Genomic DNA, 14,866 nt, shown 5'->3' with positions numbered 1-14,866 from the left:
GGCCTGAGCACTTATGAACAACCGCCGATTCGCAAGAACCGTTGGCTGGCTGGCGCTGCCGTGCCTGGTCGCGGCAGGCCTGCTGGCCTGGTATGTCACCCGAGAGCCTGCTTCATCGCTGTCCGCCGGGCCCGTCGCCACGGAGCCGGCGCTGGTCGCCCGCGGCGAGTACGTCGCCCGGGTCAGCGACTGTGTGGCCTGCCATAGCGTGCCCAACGGCGCGCCCTTTGCCGGAGGCCTGGAGATGGCCACGCCGCTGGGGGCGATCCATGCCACCAACGTGACGCCAGACCCGGAAACCGGTATCGGCCGCTACAGCCTCGCGGACTTCGACCGCGCGGTGCGCCACGGTGTCGCGCCGGGTGGGCGTCGGCTGTACCCGGCGATGCCGTATCCGTCTTATGCCAAGCTCAGCGACGATGATGTGAAGGCGTTGTACGCGTTCTTCATGAAGGGCGTGGCGCCGGTGCGGCAGGCCAATGAGCCGAGTTCGATCCCGTGGCCGCTGAATATGCGTTGGCCCATCGCGCTGTGGAATGGCGTGTTTACCGACAGCCAGCCGTACGTCGCCAAGGCTGGCAAGGACGAGCTGTGGAACCGTGGCGCCTACATCGTGCAGGGCCCGGGGCATTGCGGCAGTTGCCACACGCCGCGGGGCCTGGCCTTTAACGAGAAGGCGCTGGATGAAAGCGGCAAGCCGTTCCTGGCCGGTGCCTTGCTGGATGGTTGGTACGCACCGAGCCTGCGGGACGATCACAACACCGGCCTGGGGCGCTGGAGCGAGCCGGAAGTGGTGCAGTTCCTGAAGACCGGTCGCAATAAACATGCGGTGGTTTATGGCTCGATGACCGAGGCGTTCAACAACTCCACCCAGTTCATGAGCGACGATGACCTGGCCGCGATTGCGCGCTATCTCAGGTCGTTGCCGGGGGACGAGCAGCGTGATGGGGCGGCCTGGCAGTATCAGGCGGTGTCGGCTGCGGCACGTCTGGATGTGCCGGGCGCCCATACCTACGTGACCCGCTGCGCCTCGTGCCACGGCTTGGAAGGCAAAGGGCAACCGGACTGGATGCCGCCGCTGGCGGGTGCCACCTCGGCGCTGGCCAAGGAGAATGCTTCGGCGATCAACATTACCCTCAACGGCTCGCAGCGCGTGGTGGCGGCCAATGTGGCGGACGCTTATCGCATGCCGGCGTTCCGGGAGCAGTTGTCGGACCAGGAGATTGCCGAAGTGCTGACGTTTGTGCGCGGCACCTGGGGCAATCAGGGCGGTGCGGTGGATGCGAAGGCGGTGGGCAAGTTGCGTGAGCACACGGGCCCGGCGAGCAGCAGCCCGATTATCTTGCAGATGCGTTGAGGGGTATGGCGAGCGGGCTGTGGTGAGCGGGCCTGTGGTGAGCAGGCCTGTGGTGAGCGGGCTTGCCCCGCGCTGGGCTGCGAAGCGGCCCCAATAAGGCCACCACAGAGTGTCAGGCACCATGCGGTGGCTGGTTTTAGGGCCGCTTCGCAGCCCAGCGCGGGGCAAGCCCGCTCACCACAGGCCCGCTCACCACAGGCCCGCTCACCACAAAGGGATTCTGTGCCAGCTGCAAGCGTTGTGTAGATACCTGTGTTCATCAGGTACGCCCGCCCCCACAGTTTTAACCGCGTTTCGGCAGCTTCCAGTTCGGCCGAATAAAGTGGCAGGTGTAGCCATTGGGAATCCGCTCCAGGTAATCCTGATGCTCCGGCTCCGCCTCCCAGAACGGCCCCGCCGGTTCGATCTCGGTCACCACCCGGCCTGGCCACAGCGTTGAGGCGTCCACATCCGCCGCGGTGTCTTGCGCCACGTCGCGCTGCTGTTCGCTCAGGTAATAAATCGCCGAACGGTAGCTCGGCCCCAGGTCGTTGCCCTGGCGGTTGGGCGTGCTCGGGTCGTGAATCTGGAAAAAGAACTCAAGAATCTGCCGGTAGGTGATCACCGCCGGGTCGAAGACGATCTCGATGGCTTCGGCGTGGTTGCCGTGGTTGCGGTAGGTGGCATTCGGCACGTCGCCGCCGGTGTAGCCGACGCGCGTTTGCAGCACGCCGGGGTAGCGTCGCAACAGGTCTTGCATGCCCCAGAAGCAGCCGCCGGCGAGGATGGCGGTTTCGGTGTGGTTGGTCATGGTGTTCTTCCCCTGGATGGATACAGCCCTAGTTATGGGGCCGGGTTGCGTAATACCAAGGCTGAACCGCGGGTTACCCGCGCCGCCCGTCGACAGTCCCCGCGCCTTACCTGGCCCAATTCCTGCGTACTCCACACCCGCCAAGTCGCTACTGACTACGCGGACGACTCTTTTGAGCCCCGCCGCCCACCCCTGCCCCCGATAATCAATCATCCCCCTACCACCGCCGAGGCCTTCCCCCATGACGAGCCCCTCCACCGAACAGGTCAGCCCCCAAACCCTGCGACGCGTGATCATCGCCGCCGGCATCGGTAACTTCGTCGAGTGGTTCGACTTCGCTGTCTATGGCTTCCTCGCGACCACCATCGCCCAACAGTTCTTCCCCAGCGGCGACGCCAGCGCGGCGCTGCTCAAGACCTTCGCGGTATTTGCAGTGGCCTTTGCCTTCCGGCCTCTGGGCGGGATTTTCTTCGGCATGCTCGGCGACCGGATCGGGCGCAAACGCACGCTGGCCATGACGATCTTGCTGATGGCCGGCGCCACCACGCTGATCGGCCTGCTGCCCACCTACGCCGCCATCGGCGTGGCGGCGCCGATTCTGTTGTCGCTGATCCGCTGCGCCCAGGGCTTCTCCGCCGGCGGTGAATACGCGGGCGCCTGTGCGTATCTGATGGAGCACGCGCCGAGTGACAAACGCGCCTGGTATGGCAGCTTTGTGCCGGTGTCGACCTTCTCTGCCTTCGCCGCAGCAGCCGTGGTGGCTTATGCGCTGGAAGCGTCGTTGTCGGCCGAGGCGATGGGCAGTTGGGGCTGGCGCTTGCCGTTCCTGATCGCCGCACCGCTGGGCCTGGTGGGGCTTTACCTGCGCTGGAAGCTGGATGAGACGCCGGCCTTCCAGGCGGTGAAGCAGGAACACGCGGTCGCCCACTCCCCGCTCAAGGAAACCCTGCGCAACCATGGTGCGGCGATCTGCTGCCTGGGCGCTTTTGTGTCGCTCACGGCGCTGTCGTTTTATATGTTCACCACCTACTTCGCGACATACCTGCAGGTGGCGGGCGGACTGAGCCGGGCGATGGCGTTGCTGGTGTCGCTGATTGCGCTGATTTTCGCAGCGGCGATTTGCCCGCTGGCGGGGTGGTATTCGGACCGGGTGGGGCGTCGGGTCACGGTGATGACGGCGTGTGTGTTGTTGATCGTGGTGGTCTATCCGTCGTTCCTGATGGCCAGTTCCGGTTCGTTCGCCGCGTCGGTGGTCGGGGTGATGTTGCTGGCGGTGGGCGCGGTGCTGTGTGGGGTGGTCACGGCGGCGTTGCTGTCGGAGACCTTTCCGACCCGCACGCGGTATACGGCTTCGGCGATTACTTACAACATGGCTTACACGATCTTCGGCGGTACGGCGCCGTTGATGGCGACGTGGTTGATCAGCACCACGGGCAGCAACCTGTCACCGGCGTTTTACCTGATTGCCGTGGCGTTGCTGGCATTGGCGGGCGGGTTGGCGTTGCCGGAGACGTCGCGGATTTCGCTGCATGAGGTGGGCACCGAGGAAAAAGGCGCGGCGGCAGTCTTGTCGCGTTAAGTGAACACAATACCCAAGACAACAAACATCCCCTGTGGGAGCTGTCGAGCTTTAGCGAGGCTGCGATAGCGGTGGCTCAGGCAACAGCAATGTGGGCAGTGCCGACGCCATCGCAGCCTCGCTAAAGCTCGACAGCTCCCACACTGGAATATCCTGGTTTATTGGATCTCCACTCCCTGAGTAAACAGTGCGAACGAACGCGGGTATGATCCAGGCTGACCCGGCCCGACTGGACCCACCCTCATGCTCGCCTCCCAAACCCGCCCCACCCCCGCGCCATTGCTCAAGCCCGGCGAAACCGTGGTGTTGTTCGACGGCGTGTGCAAGCTGTGCAACGGCTGGGCAAGGTTCCTGATTCGCCATGACCGCGACCACCGCGTGCGCTTGGCGGCGGTGCAATCGCCCGAAGGTCAGGCGCTATTGGCCTGGGCCGGGCTGCCGCTGGATCAGTTCGACACCCTGTTGGTGATCCGCGACCGACACTATTGGGAGCGTTCGGAGGCGGTGTTCGACATCATTGCGCAACTGCCTGCGCGCTGGCGCCCATTACTGGTACTACGGGCCATCCCGCGCTTCGTTCGGGATTGGGCTTACGATCGCATCGCGCGCAATCGCTATCGGCTGTTCGGAAAGTACGACACCTGCCTGTTGCCGGACCCGGACCATGAACGGCGGTTTTTGAATGACACACGATATTAGCCGCCCCTATGTAGCTCTCAAGTACCGATAAAGCGTCTGGCGACTGATCTCAAAATCGCGCGCCAATTTGGATCTGCTTTCTCCAGCGCAGGCGCGGTCAATCAAACTGACAACCTGAGTGTCAGACAGTTTTTTCTTGCGACCACCGTAGGACCCGCGATTCCTGGCGGTAGCAATTCCAGCGGCCTGTTTTTCCCTCGCCGCAGTGCGCTCGAACTGCGCGACCAGTTCCATGACCGCAATGATGGGCTCCACCACTTCAAGGCAGTCATGCCGGAAGATCAGGTTTTCGTTGGAAAACTCCAGCGTTACCTGCTTTTCAATCAGCCGGCGAATGATGCTGCACAGCTGCTCGGTACTGGAGGTGAGCGAGGCCATGCTGTCCACGACGACAGTGTCCCCGGGCTGCAGGTAGCGAATCAGCCGCTCAAGGCCTGCGCGATTCTCGGCATTGTCTGCACGCTCATCGCAAAACATTGCGTCAAATACATCAGGCCTTGTTATTTCCTCTACCGCGCCCTCAGGTTCTTGTAAGGAAAGCCGGAAATATTTGATGCGATGCAATCTCATGGTGCCTCCTTGGCAATACTTGTACAAAGTCGTTTTGTACTTGTACAAACTGTAACTAAACCATTAATTCCTTACACCTGTAACACTGAACCCACCCAAAATACACAGTTGCAAAGACTTGAACTTACCTTATCATTTTAAAGCCTGCAATATTCCTAACAAGTGCAAGAAAAACAGTCGATTTCACTTTTACCGATTGACCCGCGTGAATTCACGCAGTGAATTCGTATGCCCGCTGTTTTATAGCCCGTAGCAAGCAGAGGATGAATTGATGAACGTCATGGAAAACGCGATAGACATTGATCGCCTGACTACCGATCAGGAAAAGATTGATCATGTAACCCGCAGCATTACCGAGCATGGGAATTACCTGCGCAAACGTTATCCGATCCTGCAACACCAGAATGCTCTGGGGGCGAGTGTCATGGTGTTTTCCCTGGTCGGGATGGTCGTGACGGGAGGGCTCTACATAAAGGGTTTCATCCCCGCCTGGACGTGTATCCTGATCAATGCGCTGCTCACGTCGTTCATTCATGAGATCGAACATGACTTGATTCATCGGCTTTATTTCCGAAAGCAGCCGCTGGCGCATAATGCCATGATGTTTTTCTGCTGGCTGGCCCGGCCGGGAATGCCGAGTCCCTGGTTAAGACGCAATCTGCACTTTCATCATCATAAGGAATCCGGAACGGATACGGATGTCGAGGCGTGGATCACAACCAGTGGCAGCCCTTGGGGAATACTCCGCTTATTGAAACTGATCGACGGTTTTGTATTTGGTTTTCTAAACGCGGTTTTTGCGCCGGGATGGCGGCAAAAGGTCAGATTGTTAGGCAAGATTATCCGACTCAATACACCTTTCGGGCTTTTGTACTGGGGGTGTTGGTATGTGTTCCTCGGCTACCACCTGTATGTGTGGGCGGGGTCATTCATGGGTCAGGACATTCAGAGTTCGGCTGCGACGCTGGAGTTCATGAGTGTCATCAATAGCGTGGTAGTTATCCTGATCGCGCCCAATATGATCCGGCAGTTCTGCCTGTTTTTTATAAGTTCAAACATGCACTATTACGGTGATGTTGCCCCGCGTAATGCGCTACAACAAACACAGGTAATGAACCCTTGGTGGTTGTGGCCGTTCCAGATGTTCTGTTTCAACTTCGGCAGCACTCACAGCATTCATCATTTCGTGGTGAGAGACCCGTTCTATCTTCGTCAGATGACGGCACCTTATGCGCATAAAGTCATGGCGCAGGCCGGTGTCAGGTTCAATGACTTCGGCACCTATAAACGTGCGAACCGTTTTTCCCTGGGGCACTCTCAAACTCGGTCGCGGGGGTGAACTCATGAACGTGCAAGGGATGTGTGCGACGCCGTTCGACGCCGTCAGGCAGGCTTTCGAGGAGATGTTTGATGATCCGCAGGAGCGTGGGGCCGGGCTTTGTGTGCAGGTAGACGGCGAGAGGGTTGTCGACCTGTGGGCCGGCATGGCGGATCAGGCAGGCACGAAGCCTTGGGCACGCGATACGCTGGCCAATACCTTCTGCGTTATAAAACCCTATGTGGCGGTGGCCGTTCTGATGCTGGTTGAAGCGGGCAAGCTGGAGCTGGATGCGCCAGTGGCCCGCTATTGGCCGGAGTTCGCCCAGCACGGGAAAGCCAAGGTCACTTTGCGTCAGGTGATGAACCACACCGCAGGCCTGCCGGCGCTGCGGGCACCCGACCATAACGCCATGATGTATGACTGGGAGCATATGGTGCGGGTGCTGGCGGCCGAGCCGCTTTGGTGGGAACCGGGAACAGACCTGGGGTACGGCACCACCACGTTTGGCTGGATTCTCGGTGAGTTGATTCGTCGGGTGGACGGACGAGATCCCTGTGTGTTTATCCACGAACAGATTCTGGAGCCCCATGACCTGGACGTTCACCTTGGCGTGGACGAAAAACACTTTCATCGCATTGCCCGTTTCGACAGCGCCACGGGGCGAGTCGGTGATCCTTACTCGCAAGCGTTGCGCACCGTGCTGAAAAACCAGCCATCACACATCGCGACATTGGCCTTCACCAACCCCGGGATGGTGCCCAGGCGAACCAGTGACCCGCGCTGGTGGGCCTATCGGCAACCGGGTGTGTGCGGGCATGGCACGGCTCACGGCCTGGCCGGTTTCTACAGTGCGTTACTGGCGGGGCACTATATCGGTCGCGAGCTGCTCAGTGAGTTCACGCGAGAGCACAGCCATGGCATGGATCGGGTATGGATGCGCCCCATGCGTTATGGCTTGGGCTGCATGCTGGAGCAGCAACGCGACCCGATGGCTTCCCACGCAATGGGCCCGAACACCTTTGGGCATATCGGGCTTGGCGGCCCGATAAGCTTCGCCGATCCCGAAAAGCGCGTGAGCTTTGGTTTTGTTACCACGACCTCGGGCAGCCATACGATGATTGATCCCCGCGCTGGCCGGCTATCGTCCCTGGTCTACGCGGCGCTTTGAATTCACGCTCAGGGCGACTGTTTTCCCCCGGGTTCCAAAAAGGGTCTGAAGCAGCGCGGTATTTTTTCAAACTACCGCGCCCCTTCCGCCTGTATTTCAGCGCAGGTTCAAGAGTTCTTTTCGAACGATTTCGGCTCCTGCGCTTAACGCATTCAGCTTGCCTCTCGCGACACCACGAGACAAAGGAGCCATGCCACAGTTAGTGCAAGGATAGAGCTTGTCGGCGTCCACAAACTGAAGGGCTTTGCGTAGCGTGTTGGCGACTTCTTCCGGGGTCTCAATGGTATCGGATGCCACATCAATGGCCCCTACCATCACTTTTTTACCGCGGATGAGCTCAATGAGGTCCATTGGCACATGGGAGTTGTGACATTCCAGCGAAATGATATCGATGCTGGATTTCTGCAGCTTTGGAAAAGCCTCTTCATACTGACGCCACTCCGAGCCCAGCGTCTTCTTCCAGTCCGTGTTGGCTTTGATGCCATAGCCGTAGCAAATATGCACGGCCGTTTCGCATTTAAGGCCTTCAATGGCCCTCTCCAGGGTGGCGACGCCCCACTCATTCACTTCATCAAAGAAAACGTTAAAGGCCGGCTCATCAAACTGGATAATGTCAACGCCGGCAGCCTCCAGCTCCCGGGCTTCTTCATTGAGAATTTTGGCGAATTCCCAGGCCAGTTTTTCGCGACTCTTATAATGGTTGTCATACAGCGTATCGATCATGGTCATGGGGCCAGGCAGCGCCCATTTAATGGGTTGATCGGTTTGCTGACGCAGAAACCTGGCATCTTCAACAAACACCGGCTTTTGCCGGGCAACAGCCCCTACCACCGTCGGCACGCTCGCGTCGTAGCGATCACGAATCCTTACGGTCTCACGCTTCTCGAAATCAACGCCGCTGAGGTGCTCAATAAACGTGGTGACGAAGTGTTGGCGGGTTTGTTCACCATCACTGACGATATCAATACCGGCGTGCTGTTGCTCTTGCAGCGCCAAACGCAGGGCATCTTGTTTGCCCTCGACTAATTCCTCGTCTTGCAACTTCCAGGGCGACCAAAGTGTCTCGGGCTGTGCAAGCCAGGAGGGTTTTGGCAAACTGCCAGCCGTTGAAGTGGGCAATAGCTTTTTCATGATAGATGACCTTGTATTATTAATGATTTAAAAGGCGCAGTGGGCGGACCACCGCTCAAGCGTGGCCTGGTAGGGTTTGATGAAGTGCTCCTCAACAAATTTCCCCTGCTCAATCGCCAGCCGGCTACGTTCCTCTCGATCATAAACAATGAGCGTTAATGAATAATCCTGGTGCTTCAAACTCGGCTGATAGGACTTTCCTGCGGCGGAATTCGCGTTATAAATCTCGGGCCGGTAAATCTTCTGGAAAGTGTCCATCGTGCTGATGGTGCTGATAAGCTCAAGAGTGGTGTAATCACTGAGCAAGTCACCGGAAAAATAAAAAGCCAAGGGCGCAACACTGTTTGAAGGCATGAAATAGCGGACCTTCAGCCCCATTTTCTTGAAGTACTCATCCGTCAACGAGTATTCATCCTGCTCGTACTCAATACCCAACACCGGGTGCTGGTTTTCAGTCCGGTGATAAGTCTTTGTATTGGAAACGCTCAGGCAGATGACCGGCGACTTTTTAAAGTTATCCCTGTAAGCACTTGAGTTCACGAAGCACTTGAACAGCTTGCCATGCAAGTCTCCAAAATCATCTGGCGTACTGAACGTTGGCTGATCCTTGTTATGCCCCAACAACACCACGCTGAAATCATAGTCCCTCACGTAGGAGGAGAAGTTATTCCCTACAATGCCTTCAAATCGCTCATTGGTTTTTCGATCAACGATATTCGTTTTCAATATTTCAATCAACGGAATGGCATGACTGCCGCCTTCAGCGTCAATGTCCATCTCAACAGAGATGATTTCAAGCTCGACGGTATAACGATCCCCCTTGGGGTTATCCCAGTGGGCCAACGCATTGAAACGGTTGTCGATCATTCTCAACGTGTTGCGCAAGTTCTCCTGACGGTTCTTCCCTCTCGCCAAGTTAGCAAAGTTGGTGGTGATGCGCGTATTTTCCGAGGGATGATAATTCTCGTCAAAACAAATGCTCTTGATCGTAAATACAAACTCTTTATTCATTATAATCTGACACCCTGTTTTCCGGGGCAAACCTGAAGTTATCTAGCACTCTTCTGGCTTGCACCCGGCAGTCTTCATATTATCTATAATTAAGAGGTATTTTAGGCTGAGCCATTGACTGAGTGATAATGAATTGATTTCACCAACTCTTTAGCCCTCTTCATGATGGAATAGTGCTGTCACCGACTGTGTGCGTAACCGCTGCGCGGCCGCTGAAGTAAAGAGCACGTAGTGCGCCAGTTACAACGGTAGCGCCCGGTCTTGAATGACCCGCTTCATCACCAGGGTGGAGGTCAGCCGTTGCACATTGGGCAGTGTGGAAAGTCTCTCGTCGTAAAGTCTTTGGAAGGCGGGCAAGTCCTGGGCAATCACGTGCAGCAGGTAGTCCGGCTCCCCGAACAGCCTCTGGGCATCGACCACCTGCGGGATATCCATGAGTGCCGTCTCGAACGCCTCGACTGCTTGCCGGTTGCCGTCTCGGAGAGTGGCAAACACCATGGCGGAAAAGTTCAGGCCCAACGCAACGGGATCAAGCTGCGCCCGATAGCCGAGCAACACACCAGATTCTTCCAGTGCCCGCACCCGCCGATGGCAAGGAGAGAGACTCAACCCTACGCGCTCGGCCAATTCCGTGACGGAAAGTCGCCCATCCCGTTGCAGCTCAGCAAGAATCTTCCGGTCTATTCTGTCCAATCAGAACTTTCTCCCCTTAAAAGACACAATAACAGCATGCTTTGAGAGCTAATTCTAACCATATTTCACTAATCTTCCTCCCGTCATTAACCACCGTGCCCCGCATTAAAAAACCCGAGGGACGGCTTTTGAAAGGACAGGCAGGATGATGAATAAAGCGGTGAGTCACGAATGGGCGCGGGGGACGGCATGAGTTTCAGTACCTTTGCAGCCTTCTGGGCGATGTCGATTCTGTTCGTCATTACGCCCGGTGCGGATTGGGCCTATGCGATTTCTGCGGGGCTGAAACATCGAGTCGTCGTACCCGCCGTGGCGGGCCTGCTGTCCGGTCATTTGATCGCCACGCTGGTGGTTGCCGCAGGTGTTGGCACGCTGGTCGCCAGCCACCCGGTGGCCCTGTCAGTGCTGACGGTGGCCGGTGCGGGTTACTTGTTTTGGTTGGGCCTCAATATGCTCCTTCGCCCCGCCGCGCCCCGGGCGGATGACGTTCAAGCGTCCGGCTCATGGACGCGCTGGATGCTCAAGGGGCTTTGCATCAGTGGCCTGAACCCGAAAGTCTTCCTGCTGTTCCTGGCGCTCCTGCCTCAATTTGCCGATGCCACGGTGCCCTGGCCCGTGCCGATGCAGATGATCGTGCTGGGGCTCGTACACACCCTCAGTTGTGGCGTTGTTTATCTGTTGGTTGGGTTTGGCTCACACGTCGTACTGCGCACACGCCCCGCCGCAGCGCACTGGGTCAGCCGGTTCTCCGGGACAGCCATGCTCCTTATCGCAGTGACGTTGCTTACCGAACAAGTGCTGGACTAACTTTCCATCAGCGAGACAGACACCATGAACAACCAACCTTCGCCGTACGGCAGCGCACCGCTCGCCCGACAGACCCGAGTCCGGATTCCCCATCTGAAACAGATGAAGAGAGAGGGCCAGAAATGGGCGATGCTCACTGCGTATGACATGTACAGCGCCATTATTTTTGAAGAGGCCGGAATACCGGTGCTGCTGGTGGGTGACTCCGCCTCCAACAATGTGTACGGCAACGAATCCACGTTGGCCGTCACCGTTGACGAACTTATCCCTCTGGTTCGCGCGGTCAGCCGTTCGACCCGGCAGGCACTGGTCATTGCCGATCTGCCCTTCGGCTCTTACCAGGCGTCGGCGGAGCAGTGTTTTCATACGGCTGCTCGTTTCATGAAAGAAGCCGGTGCACACGCGGTGAAACTGGAAGGCGGGACCGAGGTGCTGCCTCAGGTCGAGATGCTCACCCGTTCAGGCATACCTGTCATGGCGCACATCGGTTTTACGCCACAGCAGGAGCATCAACTGGGCGGCTATCGTGTGCAGGGTCGTGACGAAGATGCACAGCGCCTGATAGACGTTGCCAAGGCCTTTGAAGCCGCCGGTGCATTCGCCATTTTGATTGAGATGGTGCCCGGTGATGTGGGTCGAGCGATCACCGAGGCGGTTTCGATTCCAACCGTCGGGATTGGCGCTGGCAACCAGTGCGATGCACAAGTGCTGGTCTGGCAGGACATGGCCGGACTCCGCACTGGTCGCCTGCCGCGGTTCGTCAAGCAATACGCTGACCTGCGTTCGGTACTGCACAATGCGGCAAAGGACTTTGCACTCGAGGTGAGTACAGGAGCGTTTCCAGGCCCCGAGCATACGTTTTAGCTTCCCGCCCTCACCTTTCAAGGAGCCTGTATGACAAGCCCAAGAGAACGTGCCGCCGAAGGTCTGCATGTTGGAGACCAGTTCACGGTCATGCGTTGTTTTTCAGAAGATGACATTCGTCAGTTTGCGCAGATTTCCCGCGACTACAACCCGGTGCATTGCGACACCCCGTACGCTGCGTTGCGCGGGTTCAAGAGGCCCATAGCCCATGGCCTGCTGACAGCCAGTCTCGTCACCGAAGTGGGTGGGCAAATGGGTTGGCTGGCGACAGGCATGAGTTTCGAGTTCAAGCGCCCCGTGTACGCGGGCGACCTGATCACCTGCCACTGGCTCATCGCAGGCATCGATGAGCAAGGGCATGCAAAGGCCGAAGTGCGGATAGTCAACGCAGAAGGCATCACGGTACTGGAGGCGACAACGACGGGTGTGCTGCCCAGTGCTGAACAACGTGAACGCCTTGGTCAGATGCTCGCTGAAGGAGACCCCACCAATGGTGCTGCCCGCCCCGAGGGTTGATTGATGGAAAGGGGGCGAACGGATCGGTCTACCTCGACCCTGTCCATACGCCCCTTTCCCCCAGGTATTTTTTCAAAGATGAAACGCTGCTCCCGCCTCTGCGCCTTGCCCAGGCGCATCAACCTTCACCTTCAACGCAATCAACAGCGCCGCCAGCAGCATCAACACACCCGCCGCAACAAACACCCCGTCAATCCCACTGAAGCTGAACATCGCGCCGCCCGCCGCCGCCCCGGCGGCAATCGCCGACTGCACCGAGGCCACCACCATGCCGCCGGCGCTTTCGGCCTGATCGGGCACCGCCCGCGCCACCCAGTTCGACCAGGCCACCGGTACACCGCCAAACGCCAGGCCCCAGAGCATCAACAACCCCACCTGGCCCGTCACGGTCGCCGGCAACAGCGCCAGGGCGAGTGCTGCCACGCCGACCAGCGCCGGCATCAGCACCAGCGTGCCGCGGGGCAGACGCACCAGTAGCCATCCGGCCAGCAGCGTGCCGGCAAAGTTCGCCACACCGAAGCCCAGCAACATCAGCGCCAGCCCTTCGGCGTCGACACCGGTGGTGCTTTCCAGGAAGGGCCGGATGTAGGTGAACAACGCGAAATGCCCGGTGTGCACCAACACGCACCCCAACATGCCCACGGCGATGCCCGGGCGCAGCAGTACGTCGAGCACTGTCCTCAAGCGTGCGGTCCTGCGGGGTGCGAGAGACGGCAATGTGAACAGCTGAAAAACCAGGGTCACGCCCCCACGGCGGCAGCGGCCAGGAACGCGCTGCGCCATCCATAAAGACCGCCCAAAAAGCTGCCCAGCGGTACGGCCACGACCGTGCCCACCGCGATGCCGCTGAAGATGATCGACAACGCACGCGGCAGCAGCGCCGCCGGGACCAGCCGCATCGCCACCGCCGCCGCCATGCTCCAGAAGCCACCGAGTGCGACGCCCAACAACACCCGCATCAGCAGCAACACTGTCAGGCTCGACGAGACCGCCACCAGCAGGTTGGAACAGATCATCAGCGCGCTGAAAGCCAGCAGCACCACACGCCGATCGATGCCACGGGTCAGGCCCGGCACCAGCAGCCCGGCGAACAACGCCACCACCGCCGTGACCGTCACCGCTTGCCCGGCCAACGCTTCCGAGACGCCGAGTTCGGCCGCCATCGGCGTCAGCAAACTGGCCGGCAGGTACTCCGCCGTGAGCAATCCGAACACACCCATCGCCAACGAAAACACCGCCATCCAGGCGGGTGCCGCAGGGGCGGCCTCCACACCGGATACTGCATCACACACACTATTGCTCATCACCAGACATCCTCTAAAAGTTATCGCGACCGGAAGTCTAGGTACGAAGAGCAGGATGATCTATGATGCAAAATCTTGAATCCTTTACCGAAACCCCGGAAATGATGCCGCCAGAACCGTTCGACGTGTCCTCTGACCTCATCAACGAGCTGCTGCGCGGCATGCGCCTGCGGGGTGTCGAGTACCGGCGTATCCAGGCCGGGCCGGCGTTTGGCCTGGGTTTCCCGGCCAAACCCGGGCACGCCTACTTCCACCTTATCGCGGCCGGCTGCGTCACCCTGCGTACCGAGGACGGCACCCCGTACGAGCTGACGCCAGGCACTGCGGTGTTCATCTCCCACGGGGGCGCCCACCAGTTGCTGTCCGGCCCGGAGGTGCCGGTGCACGCCATCGACAGCTTTGATGCGGCGTCCCTCGGTGATGCAGTGTGTGCGGTGGATGCCCGGCTCGATGGGGGCGAGGATCAAAGCACCCTGCTCTTCAGCGGCTGCATGGAGTTTGAGCTGGGGAGTTTGCAGGGCCTAGGCCGCCTGATGCCGGACCTCATGTTGATCGACGCCAAGGGCCAGCGTTATCCGGGGCTGATGCCGATCCTGGCGGCCATGGAGCGTGAAGTCAGCAGCGCCCGCATCGGCTTCGCCGGCATCCTTGCGCGCCTGGCAGACGTGGTGGCGGCCATGGTGGTTCGAGGCTGGGTTGAATGTGCGTGCGGGAATGCGTCCGGGCTGGTGGCCGCGTTACGCGACCCGCGCCTGGCCAAGGCCCTGTTGGCTTTGCATCAACAGCCGGGGCGCGATTGGACGGTGGAGGAACTGGCGGCGCAATGTCACACCTCCCGCTCGGTGTTCGCCCAGCACTTTCAAAGCACCCTCGGCCTGCCACCGCTGCGCTACGCCACCGAACTTCGAATGCGCCTGGCCAGCCAGTGGCTGACGCTGGAGCGGTTGCCAATCGAAACCGTGGCGCAGCGCCTCGGCTATAACTCCCAAGCGGCGTTCAGCCGGGCGTTCAAGCGCGTCACCGGGCAGCCGCCGGGGCCAGCCGGCGGGTCTTGAG

At 59.3% G+C, this 14,866-nt stretch carries 14 protein-coding genes and 1 pseudogene; 9 read left to right on the top strand and 6 right to left on the bottom strand.

Annotated elements, in window-relative coordinates; genetic code table 11:
- Positions 1-13 precede the first annotated feature (13 nt).
- Complete coding sequence (locus JFV30_RS06905) at positions 14-1,357, top strand: c-type cytochrome (protein ID WP_010175837.1); 1,344 nt, start codon at positions 14-16, stop codon at positions 1,355-1,357.
- Positions 1,358-1,640: 283 nt separating this feature from the next.
- Here JFV30_RS06905 and msrA read toward each other — a convergent pair whose 3' ends face one another.
- Positions 1,641-2,147 carry a peptide-methionine (S)-S-oxide reductase MsrA gene (gene msrA, locus JFV30_RS06900; RefSeq protein WP_169387608.1) on the bottom strand — a complete coding sequence of 169 codons (507 nt, stop codon included), beginning with the start codon at positions 2,145-2,147 and terminating at the stop codon, positions 1,641-1,643.
- Between the two features lie 241 nt (positions 2,148-2,388).
- Here msrA and JFV30_RS06895 point away from each other — a divergent pair, with 241 nt between their 5' ends.
- Both JFV30_RS06895 and JFV30_RS06890 read left to right on the top strand, forming a co-directional pair.
- The gene (locus JFV30_RS06895; protein WP_201122663.1) at positions 2,389-3,726 is read left to right on the top strand and encodes an MFS transporter; all 1,338 of its coding nucleotides are present in this window, start codon (positions 2,389-2,391) and stop codon (positions 3,724-3,726) included.
- Between the two features lie 243 nt (positions 3,727-3,969).
- Entirely contained in the window at positions 3,970-4,425 is a 456-nt protein-coding gene (locus JFV30_RS06890) for a thiol-disulfide oxidoreductase DCC family protein (RefSeq protein ID WP_201122661.1), read from the top strand.
- Between the two features lie 6 nt (positions 4,426-4,431).
- Here the strand turns inward: JFV30_RS06890 and JFV30_RS06885 are convergent, their stop codons facing one another.
- Entirely contained in the window at positions 4,432-4,995 is a 564-nt protein-coding gene (locus JFV30_RS06885) for a recombinase family protein (RefSeq protein ID WP_201122659.1), read from the bottom strand.
- Positions 4,996-5,266: 271 nt separating this feature from the next.
- Here JFV30_RS06885 and JFV30_RS06880 point away from each other — a divergent pair, with 271 nt between their 5' ends.
- Both JFV30_RS06880 and JFV30_RS06875 read left to right on the top strand, forming a co-directional pair.
- Positions 5,267-6,334 (top strand): fatty acid desaturase, encoded by a 1,068-nt coding sequence (locus tag JFV30_RS06880; RefSeq protein WP_010175849.1) that lies wholly within the window; start codon positions 5,267-5,269, stop codon positions 6,332-6,334.
- A 4-nt stretch (positions 6,335-6,338) separates the two neighbouring features.
- On the top strand, positions 6,339-7,484 hold the full coding sequence (locus JFV30_RS06875; RefSeq protein WP_201122656.1) for a serine hydrolase domain-containing protein: 1,146 nt from the start codon (positions 6,339-6,341) through the stop codon (positions 7,482-7,484).
- A 96-nt stretch (positions 7,485-7,580) separates the two neighbouring features.
- Here the strand turns inward: JFV30_RS06875 and JFV30_RS06870 are convergent, their stop codons facing one another.
- The 3 genes from JFV30_RS06870 to JFV30_RS06860 form a co-directional block, all read right to left on the bottom strand.
- The gene (locus JFV30_RS06870) at positions 7,581-8,615 is read right to left on the bottom strand and encodes a methionine synthase (RefSeq protein ID WP_201122654.1); all 1,035 of its coding nucleotides are present in this window, start codon (positions 8,613-8,615) and stop codon (positions 7,581-7,583) included.
- A gap of 27 nt (positions 8,616-8,642) precedes the next feature.
- The gene (locus tag JFV30_RS06865; RefSeq protein ID WP_201122652.1) at positions 8,643-9,626 is read right to left on the bottom strand and encodes a DUF1852 domain-containing protein; all 984 of its coding nucleotides are present in this window, start codon (positions 9,624-9,626) and stop codon (positions 8,643-8,645) included.
- 240 nt (positions 9,627-9,866) lie between these two features.
- Entirely contained in the window at positions 9,867-10,319 is a 453-nt protein-coding gene (locus JFV30_RS06860; RefSeq protein WP_169387601.1) for an Lrp/AsnC family transcriptional regulator, read from the bottom strand.
- A gap of 189 nt (positions 10,320-10,508) precedes the next feature.
- On the opposite strand from JFV30_RS06860, the gene JFV30_RS06855 reads away from it, so the two are divergent.
- Genes JFV30_RS06855 through JFV30_RS06845 form a run of 3 tightly spaced genes read left to right on the top strand, consistent with a single transcriptional unit; the run spans position 10,509 to position 12,506 of the window.
- The gene (locus JFV30_RS06855) at positions 10,509-11,126 is read left to right on the top strand and encodes a LysE family translocator (RefSeq protein WP_201122651.1); all 618 of its coding nucleotides are present in this window, start codon (positions 10,509-10,511) and stop codon (positions 11,124-11,126) included.
- A 24-nt stretch (positions 11,127-11,150) separates the two neighbouring features.
- The gene (gene panB, locus JFV30_RS06850; protein ID WP_201122649.1) at positions 11,151-11,990 is read left to right on the top strand and encodes a 3-methyl-2-oxobutanoate hydroxymethyltransferase; all 840 of its coding nucleotides are present in this window, start codon (positions 11,151-11,153) and stop codon (positions 11,988-11,990) included.
- A gap of 30 nt (positions 11,991-12,020) precedes the next feature.
- The gene (locus tag JFV30_RS06845) at positions 12,021-12,506 is read left to right on the top strand and encodes a MaoC family dehydratase (RefSeq protein WP_201122648.1); all 486 of its coding nucleotides are present in this window, start codon (positions 12,021-12,023) and stop codon (positions 12,504-12,506) included.
- 72 nt (positions 12,507-12,578) lie between these two features.
- On the opposite strand, the pseudogene JFV30_RS06840 reads toward JFV30_RS06845, so the two are convergent.
- Positions 12,579-13,810, bottom strand: a pseudogene (locus JFV30_RS06840) (MFS transporter).
- A gap of 65 nt (positions 13,811-13,875) precedes the next feature.
- Here JFV30_RS06840 and JFV30_RS06835 point away from each other — a divergent pair.
- Positions 13,876-14,865, top strand: a complete 990-nt coding sequence (locus JFV30_RS06835) for an AraC family transcriptional regulator (protein WP_201126133.1) — start codon at positions 13,876-13,878, stop codon at positions 14,863-14,865.
- Position 14,866 lies beyond the last annotated feature (1 nt).

This window comes from Pseudomonas sp. TH32 (assembly GCF_016650855.1).
Taxonomy (GTDB): Bacteria; Pseudomonadota; Gammaproteobacteria; order Pseudomonadales; family Pseudomonadaceae; genus Aquipseudomonas.
Note: the sequence above shows the minus strand (reverse complement) of the source record. Positions and strands in the feature narration are given on the sequence as shown.

What these genes read in the sequence shown, in the direction of transcription:
- JFV30_RS06885 (WP_201122659.1), bottom strand. Translation starts at nt 4,995, where the DNA reads ATGAGATTGCATCGCATCAAATATTTCCGGCTTTCCTTACAAGAACCT.
- JFV30_RS06845 (WP_201122648.1), top strand. Translation starts at nt 12,021, where the DNA reads ATGACAAGCCCAAGAGAACGTGCCGCCGAAGGTCTGCATGTTGGAGAC.
- JFV30_RS06895 (WP_201122663.1), top strand. Translation starts at nt 2,389, where the DNA reads ATGACGAGCCCCTCCACCGAACAGGTCAGCCCCCAAACCCTGCGACGC.
- JFV30_RS06865 (WP_201122652.1), bottom strand. Translation starts at nt 9,626, where the DNA reads ATGAATAAAGAGTTTGTATTTACGATCAAGAGCATTTGTTTTGACGAG.
- JFV30_RS06855 (WP_201122651.1), top strand. Translation starts at nt 10,509, where the DNA reads ATGAGTTTCAGTACCTTTGCAGCCTTCTGGGCGATGTCGATTCTGTTC.
- JFV30_RS06870 (WP_201122654.1), bottom strand. Translation starts at nt 8,615, where the DNA reads ATGAAAAAGCTATTGCCCACTTCAACGGCTGGCAGTTTGCCAAAACCC.
- JFV30_RS06890 (WP_201122661.1), top strand. Translation starts at nt 3,970, where the DNA reads ATGCTCGCCTCCCAAACCCGCCCCACCCCCGCGCCATTGCTCAAGCCC.
- JFV30_RS06835 (WP_201126133.1), top strand. Translation starts at nt 13,876, where the DNA reads ATGCAAAATCTTGAATCCTTTACCGAAACCCCGGAAATGATGCCGCCA.
- msrA (WP_169387608.1), bottom strand. Translation starts at nt 2,147, where the DNA reads ATGACCAACCACACCGAAACCGCCATCCTCGCCGGCGGCTGCTTCTGG.
- JFV30_RS06905 (WP_010175837.1), top strand. Translation starts at nt 14, where the DNA reads ATGAACAACCGCCGATTCGCAAGAACCGTTGGCTGGCTGGCGCTGCCG.
- panB (WP_201122649.1), top strand. Translation starts at nt 11,151, where the DNA reads ATGAACAACCAACCTTCGCCGTACGGCAGCGCACCGCTCGCCCGACAG.
- JFV30_RS06875 (WP_201122656.1), top strand. Translation starts at nt 6,339, where the DNA reads ATGAACGTGCAAGGGATGTGTGCGACGCCGTTCGACGCCGTCAGGCAG.
- JFV30_RS06880 (WP_010175849.1), top strand. Translation starts at nt 5,267, where the DNA reads ATGAACGTCATGGAAAACGCGATAGACATTGATCGCCTGACTACCGAT.